At 72.1% G+C, this 21378-nt stretch carries 18 protein-coding genes; 13 read left to right on the top strand and 5 right to left on the bottom strand.

Features of this window, described 5'->3' with window-relative positions; translation table 11 throughout:
• Positions 1 to 134 precede the first annotated feature (134 nt).
• On the top strand, positions 135 to 2021 hold the full coding sequence (locus AB9M23_RS00725; RefSeq protein ID WP_372421659.1) for an ABC-F family ATP-binding cassette domain-containing protein: 1887 nt from the start codon (positions 135 to 137) through the stop codon (positions 2019 to 2021).
• An 11-nt stretch (positions 2022 to 2032) separates the two neighbouring features.
• Here AB9M23_RS00725 and rnr read toward each other — a convergent pair whose 3' ends face one another.
• A complete protein-coding gene (gene rnr, locus AB9M23_RS00720; RefSeq protein WP_372421657.1) occupies positions 2033 to 4423 on the bottom strand; it encodes a ribonuclease R in 2391 nt (796 codons plus the stop codon).
• Positions 4424 to 4616: 193 nt separating this feature from the next.
• Between rnr and AB9M23_RS00715 the strand changes: the two genes are divergently transcribed.
• The 8 genes from AB9M23_RS00715 to AB9M23_RS00680 all read left to right on the top strand — a co-directional run bounded on the left by AB9M23_RS00715 (position 4617) and on the right by AB9M23_RS00680 (position 14044).
• Positions 4617 to 6341: an AMP-binding protein gene (locus tag AB9M23_RS00715; protein ID WP_372421656.1), complete on the top strand. Its 1725-nt coding sequence runs from the start codon at positions 4617 to 4619 to the stop codon at positions 6339 to 6341.
• A 177-nt stretch (positions 6342 to 6518) separates the two neighbouring features.
• Positions 6519 to 7460, top strand: a complete 942-nt coding sequence (locus tag AB9M23_RS00710; protein WP_372421655.1) for a flagellin N-terminal helical domain-containing protein — start codon at positions 6519 to 6521, stop codon at positions 7458 to 7460.
• 338 nt (positions 7461 to 7798) lie between these two features.
• On the top strand, positions 7799 to 8212 hold the full coding sequence (locus tag AB9M23_RS00705; RefSeq protein WP_372421653.1) for a universal stress protein: 414 nt from the start codon (positions 7799 to 7801) through the stop codon (positions 8210 to 8212).
• Between the two features lie 61 nt (positions 8213 to 8273).
• The gene (locus tag AB9M23_RS00700) at positions 8274 to 9929 is read left to right on the top strand and encodes a BCCT family transporter (RefSeq protein ID WP_372421651.1); all 1656 of its coding nucleotides are present in this window, start codon (positions 8274 to 8276) and stop codon (positions 9927 to 9929) included.
• 60 nt (positions 9930 to 9989) lie between these two features.
• Positions 9990 to 10586 carry an HD domain-containing protein gene (locus AB9M23_RS00695; RefSeq protein WP_372421649.1) on the top strand — a complete coding sequence of 199 codons (597 nt, stop codon included), beginning with the start codon at positions 9990 to 9992 and terminating at the stop codon, positions 10584 to 10586.
• A 289-nt stretch (positions 10587 to 10875) separates the two neighbouring features.
• Entirely contained in the window at positions 10876 to 12099 is a 1224-nt protein-coding gene (locus tag AB9M23_RS00690; protein ID WP_372421648.1) for an aspartate aminotransferase family protein, read from the top strand.
• On the top strand, positions 12096 to 13046 hold the full coding sequence (gene argF / locus AB9M23_RS00685; RefSeq protein WP_372421647.1) for an ornithine carbamoyltransferase: 951 nt from the start codon (positions 12096 to 12098) through the stop codon (positions 13044 to 13046). The genes AB9M23_RS00690 and argF overlap by 4 nt, the downstream gene beginning before the upstream one ends.
• On the top strand, positions 13043 to 14044 hold the full coding sequence (locus tag AB9M23_RS00680; RefSeq protein ID WP_372421646.1) for an Hsp33 family molecular chaperone: 1002 nt from the start codon (positions 13043 to 13045) through the stop codon (positions 14042 to 14044). The genes argF and AB9M23_RS00680 overlap by 4 nt, the downstream gene beginning before the upstream one ends.
• 164 nt (positions 14045 to 14208) lie before the next feature.
• Here the strand turns inward: AB9M23_RS00680 and AB9M23_RS00675 are convergent, their stop codons facing one another.
• From AB9M23_RS00675 to AB9M23_RS00660, 4 genes are all read right to left on the bottom strand, one after another.
• On the bottom strand, positions 14209 to 14382 hold the full coding sequence (locus AB9M23_RS00675) for a DUF1328 domain-containing protein (protein ID WP_372421644.1): 174 nt from the start codon (positions 14380 to 14382) through the stop codon (positions 14209 to 14211).
• 42 nt (positions 14383 to 14424) lie between these two features.
• Positions 14425 to 14883, bottom strand: coding sequence for a hypothetical protein (locus AB9M23_RS00670; RefSeq protein WP_372421642.1), 459 nt, complete (start codon positions 14881 to 14883; stop codon positions 14425 to 14427).
• Positions 14884 to 15032: 149 nt separating this feature from the next.
• Positions 15033 to 16226: a GNAT family N-acetyltransferase gene (locus AB9M23_RS00665; RefSeq protein WP_372421640.1), complete on the bottom strand. Its 1194-nt coding sequence runs from the start codon at positions 16224 to 16226 to the stop codon at positions 15033 to 15035.
• A gap of 98 nt (positions 16227 to 16324) precedes the next feature.
• Positions 16325 to 17140 carry a tetratricopeptide repeat protein gene (locus AB9M23_RS00660; protein ID WP_372421639.1) on the bottom strand — a complete coding sequence of 272 codons (816 nt, stop codon included), beginning with the start codon at positions 17138 to 17140 and terminating at the stop codon, positions 16325 to 16327.
• A gap of 186 nt (positions 17141 to 17326) precedes the next feature.
• Between AB9M23_RS00660 and AB9M23_RS00655 the strand changes: the two genes are divergently transcribed.
• From AB9M23_RS00655 to AB9M23_RS00640, 4 genes are all read left to right on the top strand, one after another.
• Positions 17327 to 18718, top strand: a complete 1392-nt coding sequence (locus AB9M23_RS00655) for a leucyl aminopeptidase family protein (protein ID WP_372421636.1) — start codon at positions 17327 to 17329, stop codon at positions 18716 to 18718.
• Between the two features lie 159 nt (positions 18719 to 18877).
• Positions 18878 to 19990, top strand: coding sequence for an ABC transporter permease (locus AB9M23_RS00650; RefSeq protein ID WP_372421634.1), 1113 nt, complete (start codon positions 18878 to 18880; stop codon positions 19988 to 19990).
• Positions 19991 to 19993: 3 nt separating this feature from the next.
• Positions 19994 to 20935 (top strand): ABC transporter permease, encoded by a 942-nt coding sequence (locus AB9M23_RS00645; protein WP_372421632.1) that lies wholly within the window; start codon positions 19994 to 19996, stop codon positions 20933 to 20935.
• Entirely contained in the window at positions 20935 to 21360 is a 426-nt protein-coding gene (locus AB9M23_RS00640) for a cytidine deaminase (protein WP_372421629.1), read from the top strand. Before AB9M23_RS00645 ends, AB9M23_RS00640 begins: the two co-directional genes overlap by 1 nt.
• Positions 21361 to 21378 lie beyond the last annotated feature (18 nt).

Here is a 21378-nt window from a genome sequence, read left to right as displayed (position 1 = left end):
CCATTCCGCCCCGCCATCGCGTCGCCGCGAAGGCGTGAATGCGGCGAGACCATGACGTCCTCCGGACGCACCCCCGCCGCTCCCCGCTTTCCACAGCGCTTGTCAACGGCCGGCGCGTGGGGGAGATAGGGCGCATGCTGCACGTCAACGACCTCACCTACCGCCTGGGCGAGCGCGTCCTCATCGATCACGCCTCCTTCGCCGTGCCTGACGGGGCGCGGGTGGGCATCGTCGGGCGCAACGGCGCCGGCAAGACCACGCTCTTCCGCATCCTGATGGGCGAGATCGCACCCGAGGGGGGCACCATCGGAATGCCCAGGGGCGTGCGCATCGGCACCGTGGCGCAAGAGGCGCCGGGCGGGCCGGAGAGCCTGATCGAGGTCGTCCTCGCCGCCGACACCGAGCGCGCACGCCTCCTCGCGGAGGCCGAGCACGCGGACGGCATGCGCCGGGCGGAGATCGAGACGCGGCTCACCGACATCGGCGCGCACGCCGCGCCCGCGCGGGCGGCGACGATCCTGCACGGCCTCGGCTTCGACGCCGCCGCGCAGGCACGCCCCTGCTCGGACTTTTCCGGCGGCTGGCGCATGCGCGTGGCGCTCGCCGCCGTGCTCTTCACCGAGCCGGACCTGCTGCTGCTCGACGAGCCGACGAACTACCTCGACCTCGAGGGGACGCTCTGGCTCTACGACTACCTCGCCCGCTATCCGCACACGGTCCTCGTCATCAGCCACGACCGCGAGCTCCTCGACGAGGCGGTGGACCACATCCTCCATCTCGACCGCGGGAAACTGACGATCTACCGCGGCGGCTACACGAGCTTCGCGCGCCAGCGCGCCGAGAAGGCGATGCTGCAGATGAAGGCGAAGGCCAAGCAGGAGGAGGAGGCAAGGCACCTGCAGGCCTTCGTCGACCGCTTCCGCGCGAAGGCCTCCAAGGCGCGTCAGGCGCAGTCGCGCCTCAAGCGGCTCGAGAAGATGACGCCGATCGCGAACGTCGTCGAGGACGAGACGCTGCCCTTCGACCTGCCGAGCCCCGGCCGCGCGCTCTCCCCGCCGCTGGTGCGGGTCGACCGTGCCAGCGCCGGCTACGGCGAGCGCACGGTCCTCAAGCGCCTCGACCTGACCCTCCTGCCCGACGACCGCATCGCGCTGCTGGGCGCCAACGGCAACGGCAAGTCCACGTTCTGCAAGCTGATCGGGCGGAGGCTCGACCCGCTCACGGGCGAGGTCGTCGCCTCGCCCAAGCTCGACGTCGCGTATTTCGCCCAGCACCAGCTCGACGAGCTGCGCCTCGCCGACACGCCTTACGGTCATGTCGCGCAGCGCATGAAGGACGCGCCGGAGGCGCGGATCCGCGCCCGCTGCGCCCGCTTCGGCTTCTCGGGACCGAAGGCGGACACGCCGGTCTCGAAGCTCTCGGGCGGCGAGAAGGCGCGCCTCTTGATGGGGCTCGCGGCCTTCGACGGGCCGCATCTCCTCATCCTCGACGAGCCGACGAACCACCTCGACATCGAATCGCGGCAGGCGCTGGTGGAGGCGATCAACGCCTACGAGGGCGCGGTCGTCATCGTCAGCCACGACCGCTTCCTCATCGAGGCCTGCGCGGACCGGCTCTGGCTCGTGTCCGACGGCACGGTGGCGCCCTTCGACGGGGACATGGACGACTACCGCCGGCTCGTGCTGTCGGGCGGGCTCGATCCCGCCAAGGACGCGAAGGCCGCGGGCAAGGCGCCGGAGACCGGCGGCGAGAAGGCGGGCGCCCGGCGCGCCGCCGCCGAGAAGCGCGTCGCCCTCGGCCCCCTGCGCAAGCAGCGCGACGCGCTCGAGGGCAAGATGGAGACGCTCGGCATGCTCATCGGCAAGATCGACGCCGCGCTGGCCGACGGCACCGCCTTCCAGAAGGACCCCACCAAGGCGAGCGACCTCGCCCGCAAGCGCGCCGAGGCCGCCGATGCGCTCGCGCGGGTGGAGGAGGAGTGGCTCGCGGTGTCGGGAGAGCTGGAGGCGGCGGGGGGGTGAGCGGACGGCGCTCACCGTTCGCGCTTCACCTTCACCCTGCTCGACGCACCCCTCGGCCCACCCCTCGCCCCACCCTTCGGCCCATCCCGGAACCCCTTCTGCTTCGGCCCCTTCGAGCGGCGCGGGCCGCCGTCGCGCAGGCCGCTGCGCCCGCGCGGCCCCGGGCCCGACGGCGTGCCGGCACCGCCCTCCGACAGCATCTCGAAGCGCAGCGCGCCGGCGATCGGCGCGGCCTCGACGAGCTTCACCTCGACGGTGTCGCCGAGGCGCCAGGTCTCCCCCGTGCGCGCGCCGACGAGGGCGTGCGTGCCCTCGTCGTAGCGGTAGAAGTCCGCGCCGATGGTCGCGGCGGGCACGAACCCGTCGGCCCCCGTGTGCGCGAGCTTCACGAAGAGCCCCGCCTTGGTCACGCCGGAGATGCGGCCCGTGAAGGTCTCGCCGACGTGCTCGGCCATGTGGTGGGCGATCAACCGGTCGATCGTCTCGCGCTCGGCCACCATGGCGCGGCGCTCGGCCGCCGAGATCTGCGCGGCGATCTCGGCGAGGGCGCCGGCGTCGGTCTCCGCCGGGAGGCCGCCCGGCCCGAAGCCGTGGGCACGGATCAGGGCGCGGTGGACGATCAGGTCGGCGTAGCGCCGAATCGGCGAGGTGAAATGCGCGTAGCGGCGCAGGTTGAGGCCGAAATGGCCGTAGTTCTCGGCCGTGTACTCGGCCTGGGCCTGCGTGCGCAGGATCACCTCGTTGATGAAGGTCTCGTGCTCCATGCCGTCGACCGCCTTCAGCACGCGGTTGAACAGCGTCGCGCGCACGGGGCCGGACTTCGGCAGCTTCATCGCGATGGAGGCGAGCACCTCGCCGAGCGCGTGCATCTTCTCGAGCGAGGGCTCGTCGTGCGCGCGGTAGACGAAGGGTACCTTCGCCTTCTCCAGAGCCTCCGCCGCCGCGACGTTGGCGAGGATCATGAACTCCTCGATGAGCTTGTGCGCATCGAGCCGCTCGGGGGTGAGCACCCGGTCGACGGTGCCGTCCGCCTTGAGCACGATCTTGCGCTCGGGCAGGTCGAGCGCCAGCGGATCGCGCGCCTCGCGCGCCTTCAGGACGCAGGCATAGGCCTCCCACAGCGGCCGCAGGACGGGCTCGAGCAGCGGGCCGGTGGTCTCGTCGGGCGCACCGTCGATCGCGGCCTGCGCCTGGGCGTAGGCGAGGCGCGCGGCCGAGCGCATGGCGATGCGGTGGAAGGAGTGGCGGAGCTTGCGCCCGTCACGGCCGACCGTGATCCGCACGGCGAGCGCCGGGCGGTCCTCGTGCGGGCGAAGGCTGCACAGGTCGTTCGAGATGCGCTCGGGCAGCATCGGCACGACCCGATCGGGGAAGTAGACCGAGTTGCCGCGCACCTGCGCCTCGCGATCCATCGCCGAGCCGGGGCGCACGTAGGCGGCGACGTCGGCGATGGCGATGGTGAGGACGTGACCGCCTTCGTTGGCCGGGTCGTCGTCGCGACGCGCGTGGACGGCGTCGTCGTGGTCCTTGGCGTCCGGCGGGTCGATCGTGACGAGGGGCAGGTCGCGCCAGTCCTCGCGGGTGTCCTCCCGACCGTCAACGTCGAGCCGCACGGGCTCCATCCCCGCCGCCTCGTCGAGCACGCCCTTGGGGAAGACGTGGGGAATGCCGTGGGCGACGAGCGCGATGAGGCTCACCGCCTTCTCGGACGTCACCGAGCCGAGCCGCTCGCGCACCCGGGCGAGCGGCACGATCGCGCGCGGGCTCGAGGTGAGCGTCGCCGAGACGAGATCGCCCTCGCGGGCGTCCCCCTCGTCGCCGGGTCGGATCGCGATCTCGCGGCCCTGGCCCTTCTTGTCGACGGGCACGAGCCGCCCGCCGCCGCCGGGCAGCGGCCGGAAGATGCCGAGCACCTGGGCGCGGCTCTTCTCGAGGACCTTGACGACGCGCCCCACCCAGGGCGGCCCCTCCCCGTCCCCGCTCTCCTGCACGCGCAGCAGCACCCGGTCGTTGAGCCCCGGCGCCGGCTGACCCGGTCGCGGGCGCCGCGACGCCTCGACGAGGATCCGCGGCGCCGGCCCGAGCGTGTCCGCGTCCCATTCCGCGGGCACGGCGATGAGCTCGCCGTCGGCGTCGCGGCCGACGACGTCCGCGAGCGTCATCGACGGCAGGGCGCCGGCCTGGAGCAGGTTCCTGCGGCGGCGCTCGAGGACGCCGTCGTCCTCGAGGTCGCGGATCATCTGCTTGAGCAGGATCTTGTCGGCGCCGCCGATGCCGAAGGCGCGCGCGATCTCGCGCTTGCCGACCTTGCCGGGCTGGGAGCGCACGAAGGCGACGACCGCCTCCCGCGACGGGAGGCCGGGGGCGTCCGTGGGCTCGATTCGATCCTTGCGCCTGGGCAACCTTGAATATCCACTTCGAGGCGGGGGCGCGCCGTGTCCACGGCGCCTGAGAACAGGTTCCTGCTGTGTATAAACGAAGCCGCGGGGATTTTCGACGCGCCGCCTCGACAAATCGAAAAGTTGTGGCACTAAAGAGATTGCGCACATTTAAAAACAGCCGATCCGAAGGATCGCGAGCCTCAGGAGGACGCCCGTGGCATCGAGCACCGCACCCCTTCCCCATTTCGACGAAGGGCGCCCGTGGCACGCCCACTACCCGGCAACCGTGGCGCCCTCGATCGACGTCGAGGCCGCCGGTACGCTGGCGGACCTGTTCCGCGACGGCGTCGCGCGCTTCGCCGCGCGCCCGGCGCTGGAGAGCTTCGGCAAGGAGATGACCTATGCCGAGCTCGGCCGCGCCGCCGCCGCCGTCGCCTCCTGGCTGCAGTCCCGTGGGCTCGAGAAGGGCGACCGCGTCGCGATCATGATGCCCAACGTCATGGCCTACCCGGCGGTGCTGTTCGGCATCCTCACCGGCGGTTTCACGGTGGTGAACGTCAACCCGCTCTACACCGCCCGCGAGCTGACGCACCAGCTCGCCGACTCGGGCGCCAAGGCTTTGTTCGTGCTCGAGAACTTCGGCCACACGGTGCAGGAGTCGGCGCCCGCGCTCGCGGCGCTCGAGACCGTCGTCGTCGTCGCGCCGGGCGACCTGCTCGGGCTCAAGGGCCACCTGATCAACTTCGTCTCGCGCAGGGTGAAGAAGGCGGTGAAGCCGTATTCCCTGCCGCGCGCGGTGCGCTTCGCCCAGGTGATGAAGGAGGGCGGCGCCCGTGCGCCGGCTCCCGTCGACGTCGGCCTCGACGACGTCGCCTTCCTGCAATACACCGGCGGCACGACCGGCGTCGCCAAGGGCGCGACGCTGCTCCATCGCAACGTCGTCGCCAACGTGCTCCAGGCCGAGGCCTGGCTGAGGCCCTACGCGGGCGATCGCGACGACCACGTGATGGTCACCGCGCTGCCGCTCTACCACATCCTCGCGCTCACCGCCTGCGGCCTGTTCATGGTGCGGCTCGGGGCGAAGCAGATCCTCGTCGCCAACCCGCGCGACATCCCCGGCTTCGTCGAGACGCTGAAGGGCAGGCGCTTCACCATGATGGTGCTGGTGAACACGCTCTACAACGCGCTCGCCAACGCCAAGGGCATCGAGGAGGTGGACTTCTCGAGCCTCGCCTTCTGCATCTCGGGGGGCATGGCGACGCAGGCCGCCGTCGCCAAGCGCTGGAAGACGCTCACCGGCAAGCCGATCGTGGAGGGCTACGGCCTCTCGGAGACCTCGCCGGTCGTGTGCGTCAATCGGCTCGACATCGAGGAGTTCACCGGGACGATCGGCCTGCCGCTGCCCTCGACGGACGTCCAGGTCCTGTCGCCGGACGGCGAGCGCCTGCCGTACGGCGAGACCGGCGAGCTCGCGGTGCGCGGCCCGCAGGTCATGGCCGGCTACTGGAACCGGCCCGACGAGACCGCCGAGGTGATGACGCCCGACGGCTTCTTCCGCACCGGCGACATCGCCGTGCTCCAGCCCGACGGGCAGGTGCGCATCGTCGACCGCATCAAGGACATGATCCTCGTCTCCGGCTTCAACGTCTATCCCAACGAGGTCGAGGACGTGCTCGCCTCCCACCCGAAGGTGCTCGAGGCCGCGGTCATCGGCGTGCCGGATTCGCACTCGGGCGAGGTCCCGGCGGCCTACGTGGTCAAGCGCGACGAGAGCCTCGGCGCGGAGGAGCTGCGCGCCTACTGCAAGGCGAACCTCACCGGCTACAAGGTGCCCCGCCACTTCCACTTCCGCGAGGCGCTGCCCAAGACCAACGTCGGCAAGATGCTGCGCCGGGCCCTGCGCGACGAGGTACTCGCAGAGAGGAAGGCGGGCCGCTGAGGCGCTCTCGCGACCCGTGCGACGACGCTGCAAGCCTCGCGCAAGGTCCCCGCGCGAGGCTCACTCCCATGACGGACGGAAGCCGAACCCGATGGCTCCGAGGCATGACGCCGCTCCGTCATCCCGGTGAAAGCCCGGGATGTCCCTCTTCCAATCGCACTCGAAAGGGACATCACCATGTCGAGCCTTCTGACCAACTCCGCCGCGATGACGGCGCTGCAGACGCTGACCGCCACCAACAAGAAGATGGAGGTCACGCAGAACCGCATCTCCACCGGCCAGCGGGTCTCCACCGCTGCCGACAACGCGGCGTACTGGTCCATCGCGACCACGATGCGCTCGGACAACAAGGCGCTCAGCGCCGTGCAGGACGCCCTCGGCCTCGGCGCCGCCACCGTGGACGTCATGTACACCGCGCTGAACTCCACCGTCGAGGTGGTCTCCGAGATCAAGGCCAAGATCACCGCCGCGGCTCAGCCGGGCGTCGATCGCGGCAAGATCCAGAGCGAGATCGCCGAGCTCCAGAACCAGCTGCAGTCGATCTCCAACTCCGCGGTGTTCAACGGCGAGAACTGGCTGTCCTTCGACAGCACCTCGGCGGCGGCCACCGACAAGGAGATCGTCAGCTCCTTCACCCGCACGGCCACGGGCGCGGTGAGCCTGGAGACGACGACCGTCGTCGTCACGAACACGCTCCTGATCGACACGAACGCCGCCAACACGGGCATCCTCGACCAGGATCGCTCGGCCGCCTTCGCCCTCACGGGCGCGTCGGTCACCGGCACCAGCGTGATGGATCTGAACGTGAACGCGGCGGTGGCGGACGCCAATACCGCGGCCGACATGCAGCAGCTGATCGGCCTCGTCGACGCGGCCCTGTCCGACATCACGGACGCGGCCACGAACCTCGGCGCCATCAAGAACCGCATCGGTCTCCAGCAGGACTTCGTGAAGGGCCTCAAGGACTCGATCGATCGCGGCGTGGGCCAGCTCGTGGACGCCGACATGAACGCGGAGTCGACGCGCCTCCAGGCGCTCCAGGTGCAGCAGCAGCTGGGCATCCAGGCGCTCTCGATCGCCAACTCGAACAGCCAGAACATCCTCTCGCTGTTCCGCTGATCGGGCGATCCCGCGTCTCGGGAACCGGTCCCCTCACGGGGACCCGCGAACCCCGCTCCTCCGGGAGCGGGGTTCTCTCGTTCCCCGGCCGGGGAGGAGGCGGCCGCGGCGTGAAGATTCGCGACGGAGACGCGTCGATTTCGCACAAGTCCTCGCTTCGCGCGCGCTCGCGAGGCTATTGCGCCGAGCCGGGGAATGAAAGCCCGGAAACGAGATTGTAGTGATCCCGTATCTGCCGTAGCTTTCCCCCGGACGGGGCGGTCCGCACGACGTCCGTTGCTGGCGGGCGCCACCGCAGGGCCGTCGGCACGGCATCGCAGCCTGGGGGAGGGGCCGAAGTGTATAGCAAGATCCTGACGCCCGTCGATCTGGCGCATCGCGAGCGGCTCGCCAAGGCCGTCGACACGGCGGTCGACCTCGCGCGCCACTGGGGGATTCCCGTCGTGCTCGTGGGCGTGACGGAGGCCGCGCCGAGCGCGGTCGCACGCAATCCGCAGGAATACGCACGCGAGCTCGCCGCCGTCGCCGAGGAGACGGCGCGGGCCACCGGCGTCGCGGTCGAGGCACGCACCTACACCGCCCACGATCCGGCGACGCAGATCGACGACACGATCCTGAAGGCCGTCGCGGACACCGGTGCGGACCTCGTCGTGATGGCCTCGCACGCGCCGACCGTGGGCGACGCGCTGGTGCCCTCGCACGGCGGGCGTCTCGCGAGCCACGCCGCGATCTCGGTCTTCCTCGTGCGCTGAGCGCGCGGGGCGGGCGCGACGCCGAGCGGCGGAAGCACGAGCAGCCAAGGGGGGAAATTCCATGAACGACGACCCGACGCGCGCACCCGACCCGTCCGGGATCGACGCCATCCCGGCGCCGGAGGGCGCGACCACGCCGATCGACACCGACTACACGATCGGCCAGGACAACGTCGAACTCCAGGTCGGCCCGTTCGGTCTCGACATCCACAACCCGGTCTTCCTGATCTCCGGGCTCACCGTCGTCGCCTTCGTGGTTCTCACCCTCGCCTTCCAGAACAGCGTCGAGCCGCTGTTCGCGGGGCTGCGCGACTTCCTGACCTCGACGCTCGACTGGTTCTTCCTGGGCGCCGCCAACGTCTTCGTCGTCCTGTGCCTCGTGCTGATCGCGAGCCCGCTCGGCAAGGTGAGGCTCGGCGGCAGGGAGGCGACGCCCGACTATTCGTACATCGGCTGGTTCGCCATGCTGTTCGCCGCCGGGATGGGCATCGGGCTGATGTTCTACGGCGTTTCCGAGCCCATCTCGCACTATTCCACCGCGATCGGCGGAATCGCCTCCGAGGGCGGCGTGCGCACCGACTGGGCGCCGCTCGGCGGCGCGGCGGGAGACCAGGCGGAGGCCGCGCGGCTGGGCATGGCCGCCACGATCTTCCACTGGGCACTCCACCCCTGGGCGATCTACGCCATCGTGGCGCTCGCGCTCGCGCTGTTCTCCTACAACAAGGGCCTGCCGCTCACGATCCGCTCGATCTTCTATCCCGTCTTCGGGGAGCGGGTCTGGGGCTGGACCGGCCACGTCATCGACGTGCTCGCCGTGTTCGCGACCCTGTTCGGGCTCGCCACCTCGCTCGGCTTCGGTGCCGAGCAGGCGAGCGCCGGCCTCGCCTTCCTCTTCGGCCTGCCGGACACCGACGGATCGAAGGTGGTGCTGATCCTCGCCATCACGGGCGTCGCGCTGATCTCGGTCGCGGCCGGCCTCGACGCCGGCGTGAAGCGGCTCTCCGAGGTCAACATGGTGCTCGCGGCGGTGCTGCTCGGATTCGTCGTCCTGGTCGGGCCGACCATGCTGATCCTCGGCGGCTTCTTCCAGAACCTGTGGGCCTACGTCGCGTACCTGCCCGCGCTGTCGAACCCCGTCGGGCGCGAGGACGCGAACTTCTCCCAGGGCTGGACGGCGTTCTACTGGGCCTGGTGGATCTCCTGGTCGCCCTTCGTGGGCATGTTCATCGCGAGGGTCTCGCGCGGGCGTACGGTGCGCGAGTTCCTCACCTGCGTGCTGATCATCCCCTCGCTCGTCTCGGTGCTGTGGATGACGGCCTTCGGCGGCACGGCGATCGACCAGATCGTGAGCCGAGGCATCACCGCCGTGCAGGACGCGCCGCTGGAACTCAAGCTCTTCGAGATGCTCCAGGGCCTGCCGCTGACGCAGATCACCTCCTTCGTCGGCATCGTGCTCGTGATCGTCTTCTTCGTGACCTCGTCGGATTCCGGCTCGCTCGTCATCGACACGATCACCGCCGGCGGCAAGGTCAACGCGCCGGTGCCCCAGCGCATGTTCTGGGCGGTGTTCGAGGGCCTGATCGCCATCGCGCTCCTCCTCGGGGGCGGCCTGGCGGCGCTGCAGGCGATGGCGGTTTCGACGGGCTTCCCGTTCACGATCGTGCTGCTGCTCGGCTGCTTCGCCATCGTCAAGGGGCTGATGAGCGAGCCGCGCTGAGAGGGCGCGCCGGCGTGCATGCGGGTAGCCGAGGCGGGCGCGGCGCGTCATGATGAAACGATGAGCGACCCCCTGCCCGGAATCCTCGCCTTCCTGCGCGCCGCCGAGGCGCTGAAGGTGCGCCACCGCTCGGGCCACACGTCCGACGGCGCGCCCGAGAGCATCGCCGCGCATTCCTGGCGCCTCGCGCTGGCGGCGATCGTTCTCGGCGACGCGCTCGGGGAGCACGACCGGCTGCGGCTCCTCGAGCTGTGCGTGCTGCACGACCTCGGCGAGGCCATATCCGGGGACGTGCCGGCCATCCATCAGCGACCGGACGACGGCCGCGCCGCCCGAGAGCGGGCGGATCTCGAGACCCTGTGCGCGCCGCTGCCCGCGGCCCTTCGCGAGAGGCTGCTCGCGCGCCACGACGAGTACGACGCCGGCGCGACCCGCGAGGCGGTCCTCGCCAAGGCGCTCGACAAGATCGAGACCATCCTCCAGCACCTGCAGGGCGACAACGGCCCCGACTTCGACCACGGCTTCAACCTCGGCTACGCCCGCGCCCGCACGGACGCCGACCCCCTCACGGTGCGTCTGCGGGCGATGCTCGACGAGGAGACCCGCGCTCGGTCGCAGACGGGCGACGCCCCTTCCCCGCCGCCGCGGCCGCGCTAGCTCTGGAGTTCAGATTAAATTCGGGACCCGGCCGTGTCGCAGAGCGCCCTCATCGTCATCGGCGAATTCTCGCTCCTCGTGGCGGTCCTCGGCTTCGCCGCCTGGGAGGTCTGGAAGCTCAGGCGCGAGAAGCGTTGAGCGCGCGCCCGTGGGCCTCCCGCCCGCGCGTGTTTTCGTTGACACGCCGCGGCCTTCCCATAGAATTCGCCTGCTGCCGCCCTTCTCGGGCGGCGCTTTCATTTGTGGGCGCGCCGGACGCGCGCCCCCTCCCGCGAAGAGGATGGAGCCCGTGACCTCTGCGATCCTGCCGACCTACGCACGCGCCGACGTGGCCTTCGAGAGGGGCGAAGGGGCCTGGCTCGTGTCGCGACGCGGCGAGCGCTGGCTCGACTTCGGCGCGGGCATCGCGGTCAACTCGGTGGGCCACGCGCACCCGCACGTCGTCGCCGCGCTCGTCGAACAGGCGGGCAGGCTCTGGCACACCTCGAACCTGTTCGAGATCCCCGAGGGCGAGCGCCTGGCGCAGCGGCTCGTCGACGCCACCTTCGCCGACCGGGTGTTCTTCACCAATTCCGGCGCGGAGGCCAACGAGGGCGCGATCAAGATGGCGCGCCGCTGGCAGCACGTGAACGGCCGGCCGGAACGCTACCGCATCCTCACCTTCGAGGGCGCCTTCCACGGGCGCACGCTCGCGACCATCGCCGCCGGCGGCCAGAAGAAGTACCTCGAGGGCTTCGGCCCCAAGGTGGAGGGCTTCGACCAGGTGCCCTTCGGCGACCACGAGGCCATGCGCGCGGCGATCGGGCCGGAGACGGCGGCGATCCTCGTCGAGCCGATCCAGGGCGAGGGCGGCATCAGGCCGGTGCCGCACCAGTGCCTGCGCGGCCTGCGCGCGCTGTGCGACGAGGCCGGACTCCTCCTGATCTACGACGAGGTGCAGACCGGCGTCGGCCGCACCGGCAAGCTCTTCGCCCACGAATGGGCCGGCCCCGAGGCGCGCCCCGACGTCATGACGGTCGCCAAGGGCATCGGCGGCGGCTTCCCCATGGCCGCGATCCTGTGCACCGAGGACGCGGGACGGGCGCTCGCGGCGGGAACGCACGGCACGACCTTCGGCGGCAACCCGCTCGCCATGGCGGTCGGCAACGCCGTGCTCGACGTCGTGCTCGCCGACGGCTTCCTGGAGGAGGTGCGCCGCACGGGCCTGCTCCTCAAGCAGGGGCTCGCGGCGCTGCGCGACCGGCATCCGGACGTGATCGAGGAGGTCCGCGGCGAGGGGCTGATGATCGGCCTGCGCTGCCGCGTGCCCAACGGCGACCTCGTCTCCGCCATGCGCGAGGAGAAGATGATCGGCATCGCCGCAGGCGACAACGTCGTGCGCCTGCTGCCGCCGCTCATCGTGCGCGACGCGGAGACGTCGGAGGCGCTGCGCCGGCTCGAGGCGGCGTGCGTCGCGATCGAGCGGGCGTCGGCCGAGGCGGCCCCGGCCGCGGCCGCGGGAGCACGCCGATGAACGCGCCCATCCCGAAGCCCGCCGCCGCCACCCGCCACTTCACCGACCTGACGACGCTGTCCGGCGAGGAGTTGCGGCGCATCCTCGACATCGGCGTGCGGATCAAGGCCGCGCGCCGCCGCGGCGAGCGCCAGGCCGACCGCCCGCTCGAGGGCAAGACGCTGGCGATGATCTTCGACAAGCCGTCGACCCGCACCCGCGTCTCCTTCGACGTCGGCATGCGCGAGCTCGGCGGCGAGTCGATCATGCTCACCGGCAAGGAGATGCAGCTCGGCCGCGGCGAGACGGTGGCGGACACCGCGCGCGTGCTCTCGCGCTACGTCGACGTGATCGTAATCCGCACGCTCGAGCACGAGACGCTGCTCGAGCTCGCGGCCAACGCCACGGTGCCGGTGATCAACGCCCTCACCAAGCTCTCGCACCCCTGCCAGATCATGGCCGACGTGATGACCTTCGAGGAGCATCGCGGGCCGATCGCCGGCCGGACCGTGGCCTGGGTGGGCGATTCGAACAACGTCCTCGCCTCCTGGGTGCACGCGGCCGCGCGTTTCGGCTTCCGCCTGCAGGTCGCGACGCCTCCCGAGCTCACGCCGCCCGGGGAATTGCTCGCCTGGGCCCGCACCGCGGGCGCCGACGTCGTCGTCGGCACGGACGCGCAGGCCGCGGTCGCGGGCGCCGACGCCGTCGTCACCGATTGCTGGGTGTCGATGGGCGACGAGGACGAGGGGCGACGCCACAATCTGCTCGCCCCCTACCAGGTGAACGAAGCCCTCATGGCGAAAGCCAAATCGGACGCCATATTCATGCATTGCCTTCCCGCCCACCGCGGCGAGGAGGTGACGGACGCGGTCATGGACGGGCCGCATTCGGTGGTGTTCGACGAGGCGGAGAACCGGCTGCATGCGCAGAAGGGAGTTCTCGCCTGGTGCTTCGGGATAGAGGTATGACGCAGACGCATTTCGAGGGCGCGGACGACGTCGTCCTCCCCTTCGCGGTCGAGGCGCTCGACGTGCGCGGACGGGTGGTGCGGCTCGGCGAGGCCGTGGACACCCTGGTGGCGCGCCACGGCTATCCGGACGCGGTGGCGCGCGTCGTCGGCGAGGCGGCGGCGCTTACCGCGCTGCTCGGCGCCTCGCTCAAGTTCGACGGGCGCTTCCAGCTTCAGACCAAGACCGACGGGCCGATCGAGATGATCGTCGTCGACTACGACGCGCCCGACCGGCTGCGCGCCTTCGCGCGCTTCGACGCCGGCAAGGTCGCGCAGACCACGGGCGCGGGCGAGCCCCTGCGCGGGGCCGAGGTCGGCCGCCTGCTCGGGCACGGCCACCTCGCCATGACGATCGACCAGGGGCCGGAGCTGCGGCGCTACCAGGGCGTGGTGCCGCTCGAGGGCCAGGGCCTCGAGGAGGCGGCGCACCAGTATTTCCGCCAGTCTGAGCAGATCCCGACCCGCATCCGCCTCGCCGTCGCCGAGGAGCTGACCGGCGGGGAGGCGCGCGCCTACCGCGCCGGCGGCATGATGGTGCAGTTCCTCCCCTCCTCCAGCGACCGCAGGCGCCAGGCCGAGCTGCCGCCGGGCGACGTGCCGGAGGGGCATCCGGCGCACGATCGCGCCGAGCCGGCGGAGGACGACGCCTGGATCGAGGCGAAGTCGCTCGTCGACACGATCCAGGATCACGAGCTGATCGACCCGTCGGTATCGAGCGAGCGGCTCCTGTTCCGCCTCTTCCACGAGCGCGGCGTGCGCGTCTTCGAGGCGCAGGGCATCCGCGAAGCCTGCCGCTGCTCGCGCGAGCGCGTCGTCGACGTCCTGACCCGCTTCCCCGAGGAGGAGCGGCGCGAGATGGTGGCCGACGACGGCTCGATCCAGGTCACCTGCGAGTTCTGCTCGCGCAGGTACGCCTTCGAGCCGAGCGAGATCGAGGAGACGGCGGCGCGGGAATAGGCGGAACCGGAGCCTCGATCGGGTCGCTCGCCGCTTTCCTGTCGTCCGGACGGACTCCATCGAGCATACGCCCCCGAACGGTGCTCGTTCGGAGGCGCCGCCGATCGGGCCGGCGACATCTCATCGTGTCATACGGTATCTGTATACTACTTTAAATCGCGCACCTACGCGACCGCGCCGATCCCCAGCACCGCGAGCAGCAGCAGGATCACGAAGATCGCGATGAAGATGAAGAACAGGATCTTGGCGATCTGAGCGGCACCCGCGGCGACGCCGGTGAAGCCGAGCGCGCCGGCGACGAGGGCGATGACGAGGAAGATGAGGGCCCATTCGAGCATGGTGGTTCTCTCCGGTCGTGAGGGGGTGGGGGACGTCGGCCCCTAGAGGCGGGCGGCCTGGAGGGCGTGCGCGACGCGGTCGTCGCGCTGCCGTGGCCCCGGGCCGATCGGCCCGTAGTCGCCGCGCAGCGCCTTGAGCGCGTGGCGTTCGGTGTCGATCTCCCGCGCCGTGCGGACGTCGAGGGAGCGCAGGACGGGTACCGGCGGGCACCAGCCCTGCACGGCGTGCTGGAGCAGGAATGCCGTGACGGCGATCGGCAGCGCCAGGAACCTGCGGTCGGCGAAGATGCCGAGCAGAGTCCCCGAGAGCGCGAGCGTCGCGGCGTTGGCCTCGAGCACGCGCTCGACGTCCCATTCCGCGTCGAGCGCGCGCAGGCGGGCGTCGATGCGGTCGGGACGGCGGGCGTGCCAGCGCACGCTCGCATTGATCGCATGGTCGATCCGGGCGTTCGCCTCGTCGCTGGAATGGCGGCGAACGCGGGTCGCCGTGTCGCTGATCATCTCGCGGCTCCTCTCGCGAAGCTCCGGGGCGTGTCGTCGTCCCGGGAACGCCCGAGCCGCGCAAAACGATCCCGGATGCCGCGCAGGCGCGCGGATCGGGCGTGCCGCGCGCGCCGGCGGATGGTCGCTCCGGGGGTTCGTGGCGGCGATCAGCCGTCCTGCGCAGGCGGCGCGCGCAGCGCGGTCTCGCGGCGGCCGAGCCGGCGTCGCGCCCACGCCTTGGCCCGGAGGACGGCCTCGTCGATACGCAGCAGGCGATCCGCGACGCGGGCGAGGCGGGGGGCGTCGCAGGACGGCGAGAGCGCGAGCAGGCGGTCGTCGACCGCGAGGCGATCGGTCCACAGCGACTCGATCGGATGGCCCGGCGCCGCGCAGGAATCGAGCGCCCGCGCCGGATGCTCCCCGGCGCGCACCCGCTCGGCGGTCCAGGCGTCGAGCAGCTGGCCGGGCGAGGCCTTGGCGAAGCGCTCGTCGTAGGCGCACTTGAAGGTGCCGCCGCGATCCCCCGCGAGGACGTGAACGGATGCCGCCACCGGCACGCCGTCGACGCGCATGAGGTCGACGACGACCCGCGGGGCGCGCGACGCCGGCGCGAGGGCCGCCTGCGCGAAGGCGCGCGTGCCGGACGCGCACGCGAGCGCGGTCCCGGCCCGCCCCTTCCAGCCCGCGCGCTCGAGCGCGAGGAAGGCGTCCACGCCCAAGGCGACGTCGGCCCCCGCGAGCGTCTCGCAGGTCGCCGTCCCCATCCGCGCGAGCGTGCCCACCGCGCGCCGCAGCTCCTTGCGCTTGCGCGACGACGGCTCCGTCGTCTCCCCCCCGGAGATCGCCGCACGGACGAAGCCGCCGACCCGCGCCGTCGCGAGACCGGCCTCGCCGGCGGCGGCCTCGAGCGCGGCTGCGCTCGCGCCCGCGACGCACAGCGGCAATCGCAGCACCGCGCCCGGCGCGTGGGCCGCGAGAGTCTCGACGAGCGCAGCTGCCGCGCCCCGCGGGTCGGCAGCGTCGAGGAGCGGGGTCGTGTCGACGATCATCGGGTGGCGCAGGCCCGCGAGACGGGGCGGCAGGAGGCCGGGCACGCCGGCCCTGCGGACGAGCGGCAGCAGGGCGACGACGCGCGGTCCGCCGGCCCGGTCCTCGGCGAGGACGATCGCGCAGGGGACGTGTCGCCCGCGCATCAGCGGCACGAGGAAGTCCGGCCCGAAGAACGGGTTGGCGGTCGCGGCGCCGCCGGCGAGGCGCGCCCAGGCGGCGCGCAGGGCCGGATCGGCGGCGATCTCGGCGAGGGGCCGCACGGCGCCGCGCGCCGCACGCGCGGCCGTCGTCCTGTCGCGCCATCCGCCCATCGCGGCCGCCCTCCCGCTGGTTCGCGAGGGGCAGGACTAGCAGGCGTGCCCTAAGGGCGGGTTACGGTGAGAGCGGGGTCGGTTCGGCCCTGGTCCCGTCAACCCTGGTCTTCCGCGCGGCGCAGGCGCTCCCAGGAATTGGGCTGGGCGACCATCGTGCGGATCGCGTCGAGGTTGGCGGCCACCGCGGCGGGCGGGAGGTCGCGGGCGAGCACCGTCTCGGCATCGTCCATCTTGCCCTGGAGGCCGAGCACGAGGGCGAGATTCTGCCGCACGCGCGCATCCGCGTCCGGATGCGCCGCCGCCTGCCGGAGCATGACCTCCGCCCGCGGCAGCTGGTCGGAGAGCGCGAGCGAGAGGCCGTAGTTGGAGAGCACCGTCGGCTCCCCCGGCACGAGGTTGAGCGCCGCCTGGTAGAAGCGCTGGGCGCGCGCCGGATCGCCGAGCTGGTCGGCGACGGCGCCCTGGGCGGAGAGGACGCGCCAGTCCGGGTTCTGCGGGGAATGCGCGCGGGCGAGCACCTCCTGCGCTTCCTGCAGGCGTCCCGCGTCCGCGAGCGCACGGCCGTAGGCGCCGGCGAGGGCCTTGTCGTCGGCGTTGCGCAGCGAGGCCTGCTGGAGCACCGCCACCGCCTGGGCGCGCTGGTCGAGCCGGCGCAGGACCTGGGCGTAGGCCATCGCGACCTGGGCGTTGCCGGGATCGGCCGCGTTGCGGCGCGCCAGCGTGTCGGAGGCGCCGCGCAGGTCGGTATCGGACGCCGCCGCCAGCCGTGCGGGATCGATCGATCCCGTCGTGGCGGGCCCGCGCGAGGAGAGGCAGCCGGCCGTCGAGAGGGCGAGCCCCGCGACGAGGACGAGCGCCGGCAGCCGCCGCAGGCGGGCACCTCCCCCGTTCGGCACGCGTGTCGTCGTCATCCCCGGCTCCTTCGAATCGCGCTCTCCGATCGCGCCTCCCGGCGCCCGGCGAACCAATTGCAAGCTGTTGACGTCCATACTCTTTTAACCTTACCGCGGCGTTAACGCGCCGCCGCGGCGGAGCCGGCCCGCTTGCCATCGCGCGAGGCGCGCCCGATAACCGGACGCGTTCATTCCGGAGGGGTCATGCCGCACCGCGCGCTCGAAACCGATCCGGCCGCCGCTGCGGTCGGGGTCCATCTCGTCGACGAGGGGAGCTGGCCGGCGCTCGCCGAGACGCTCGATCCGCGGGAGCGGCGCTTCGCGCAGGCGCAGGGCTTCGCCCCGAAGCCGGGCCGGCTCGTCGTCCTGCCCGACGCCGAGGGCGGCATCGCGCGGGCGCTCGCCTGCCTCGATCCGCACGATCCCTTCGCGGTGGGCCGGCTCGCGACGGCCCTGCCCGCGGGCACCTGGCGGCTCGATCCCGCGCCGGCGAACGCCGAGCTCGCCGCGCTCGCCTTCGCGCTCGGCGCCTACCGGTTCGACCGCTACAAGCGCGGCGCGAAGGACGAGGCGCCGCGCGCCCGCCTCGTCGTGCCCGACGGCGTCGACGGGGGCGCGGTCCTGCGCGTCGCCGAGGCGGTGTGCCTCGGCCGCGACCTCGTCAACACGCCGGCGAACGATCTCGGGCCGGACGGCCTCGCCGCGGCCGTCGTCGCGCTCGCCGAGCGCCACGGCGCCGACGTCTCGGTGATCGAGGGCGAGGCGCTGCTCGAACGCGGCTTCCCGATGATCCACGCGGTCGGCCGCGCCGCCTCCCGCGCGCCGCGGCTCGCGGACCTGACCTGGGGCGCCGCCGACGCGCCGAAGGTGACGCTGGTGGGCAAGGGCGTCGCCTTCGACACCGGCGGGCTCGACATCAAGCCGTCCTCCGCCATGGCCCTGATGAAGAAGGACATGGGCGGGGCCGCCGCGGCCATCGCCACCGCGGCGATGATCATGGCGGCGAACCTGCCGGTGCGGCTGCGCCTGCTCGTCCCCGCGGTGGAGAACTCGATCGCCGGCGACAGCTTCCGGCCCGGGGACGTGCTCGCGAGCCGCAAGGGGCTCACCGTCGAGATCGGCAACACGGACGCGGAAGGGCGCCTCATCCTCGCCGACGCGCTGGCGCTCGCCGACGAGGAGGCGCCCGATCTCCTCGTCGACTTCGCCACCCTCACCGGCGCGGCGCGCGTCGCGCTCGGGCCGGACCTCCCCGCGCTGATGACCGACGACGAGGGGCTCGCCGCCGACCTGGCGCGGCTGTCGGACGCCGTGCACGATCCCGTCTGGCGCCTGCCGCTGTGGAAGCCCTACGACAAGCTGCTCGACTCGAAGATCGCCGACGTCAACCACATCTCCGGCGGCCCGCACGCGGGGGCGATCACGGCCGGCCTCTTCCTGCGCCGCTTCGTCTCCAAGGCGAAGGCCCATGCGCATCTCGACCTCTTCGCCTGGAACCCGAGCACGAAGCCCGGGCGCCCGGAGGGCGGAGAGGTGCAGGCGGGACGCCTCGTCCACGCGCTCGTCGCCGAGCGCTTCGGGGGAGGCCGCGGCTGAGGGCCGCCGGTGCGGCGACGGGACCGGTGGATTTGTGCCGCGAACCTGCGCGAAGCCACTGGCGGGACGCGCGCAAGGCTGCTTGTGTAGCGAAACGGAGCCGGCGCGGAGGAGCGGGATGACGCGGGGATCGATCGGGACGCAGCGGGAGGGCGGGCGATGGCCGCGCCGCTGAAGCTCCCGCGCTGGGCGGACGTCGCCCTCGTCCCGGCGGTGAGCGTCGTCGCCGCCTTCCTCGTCGCCGGCCTCGTGGTGCTCTTCATCGGCGAAGATCCACTGACCGTCACCCGCGTGCTGATCTACGGCTCGCTGGGGACGGGCTACAGCCTCGGCTTCACGCTGTTCTACGCCACGAACTTCATCTTCACCGGGCTCGCCGTCGCGGTGGCCTTCCACGCCGGCCTGTTCAACATCGGCGGCGAGGGGCAGGCGATCCTCGGCGGCATCGGGCTCGCACTGGCGCTGCTCTTCCTGCCCGTCCCCGCCTTCCTGGCGATCCCGCTCGGCATCCTCGCGGCCGCTGCCTTCGGCGCCTTCTGGGGCGTCGTGCCCGGCTACCTCCAGGCCTATCGCGGCAGCCACATCGTCATCACGACGATCATGTTCAACTGGCTCGCCTCGATCCTGTCGGTCTACCTCCTCGTCAACGTCCTGCGCCCGCCGACGTCGATGAACCCGGAGACGCCGCTCTTCCCACAGGCGTCGTTCATCCCCGCGATGCACGAGCTGGGCGCCGCGGTCGGCCTCGAGCTGCCGCGCTCCCAGCTCAACGCCTCGCTGTTCCTGGCGCTGATCGCGGCGTGGCTCGTCTGGCTGCTGATCTTCCGCTCGCGGCTCGGCTACGCCATCCGCACGGTGGGCGCGAACCCCTCTGCCGCCGTCTACGCCGGCATCTCGCCGCAGGCGGTGACCGTCGTCGCCATGGCGATCTCGGGCGCGCTCGCCGCCGGTCTGGCCGTCAACGAGCTGATGGGCTACCAGCACCGGCTGATCCTGGAGTTCACCTCGGGCTACGGCTTCGTCGGCATCGCGGTGGCGCTGATGGGGCGCGGGCATCCGGTGGGGATCATCCTCGCCTCCCTCCTCTTCGGCATGCTCTACCAGGGTGGCGCCGAGCTCGCCTTCGAGGTGCCCGCCATCACGCGAGACATGATCGTGGTGATCGGCGGCGTGCTGATCCTCTTCGCCGGCGCGCTCGACGGCCTGTTCAAGCGCCTCGTCGCCGCCGCCTTCGCCGGGCGCGCGGTCCAGCCGGTGGCGAAGGAGGCCTGAGCCATGGACGCGATGGGCCTCCTCGCGCTCGGCGAATCCACGCTGCGGCTGACGATCCCGCTGCTCTGCGCCTGCCTCGCCGGCCTCTGGTCGGAGCGCTCGGGCGTCATCGACATCGGGCTCGAGGGCAAGCTCCTGATCGCGGCCTTCGCCGCCGCGGCCGCGAGCTATGCCACCGGGTCGGCCTATTGGGGCCTCCTCGCCGGCATCGGCGCCTCGACGCTGTTCGCGCTGGTGCACGGCTTCGCCTCGATCTCGCAGCGGGGCAACCAGATCGTCTCGGGCGTGGCCATCAACATGCTGGCCGCCGGCCTCACCGCCGTGATCGGCAACGCCTGGTACGGCCAGGGCGGGCGCACGCCGCCGCTCGAGGGCGACCAGCGCTTCCTCGCGCTCTTCGACGTCTCCGACCAATCGCGGATCGTGCAGGTGCTGTTCGGCCAGTCCTTCCTGGTCTACCTCGCCCTCCTTCTCGTGCCGCTGACCTGGTACGTCCTGGCGAAGACGCGGTTCGGATTGCGCCTGCGCGCGGTGGGCGAGAAGCCGGCGGCGGTGGACACGGCCGGCATCTCGGTGACCGGCCTGCGCTACTCCGCGGTGATCATCGCGGGCGTGTTCTGCGGCATCGGCGGCGCCTTCATCGGCACCGCGTTGTCCGCCGGCTTCCTGCCGGGCATGACCGCGGGCAAGGGCTTCATCGCGCTCGCCGCCCTGATCTTCGCCAAATGGCGGGCCTGGCCGGCGCTCGGCGCGTGCCTGTTGTTCGGCTTCCTCGAGGCGCTCTCGATCCGCCTCCAGGGCGTCGACATCCCCGGGCTCGGCGAGATGCCGGTCCAGGCGATCCAGGCCCTGCCCTACGCCATGACCGTGATCCTGCTCGCGGGCTTCGTCGGCCGCGCCATCCCGCCCCGCGCCGCCGGTCAGCCCTACGTGAAGGAGCGTTGATGGGAACGCACGCCCGGCTCGACGACCTCTTCGCCGCCGCGAAGGCCGTGCAGGCCCGCGCGCACGTGCCCTACTCGCGCTTTCCGGTGGGCGCAGCGATCCGGGACGAGGCGGGGCGCATCCATGCCGGCTGCAACGTCGAGAACGCCGCCTACCCGCAGGGCGCCTGCGCGGAAGCGGGCGCGATCTCGCGCATGGTGGCGGAGGGCGGGCGGCGCATCGCCGAGATCCTGGTGATCGGCCCCGGCGACATGCTCTGCACGCCCTGCGGCGGCTGCCGCCAGCGCATCCGCGAGTTCTCCCGGCCCGACACGCCGGTGCACGTCGCCGGCCCCGAAGGCGTGCGGCGCACCTTCACCCTCGACGACCTGCTGCCCGCTTCCTTCGGGCCCGACAACCTCGACAGCGCCGGAGACGCCGCGTGATCACCGCTCCCTACGACC

The sequence above is a fragment of the Salinarimonas chemoclinalis genome (genome assembly GCF_041514305.1).
GTDB lineage: Bacteria > Pseudomonadota > Alphaproteobacteria > Rhizobiales > Beijerinckiaceae > Salinarimonas > Salinarimonas chemoclinalis.
The sequence above is the reverse complement of the archived record's forward strand: the minus strand, read 5'-3'. Positions and strand labels throughout refer to the sequence as shown.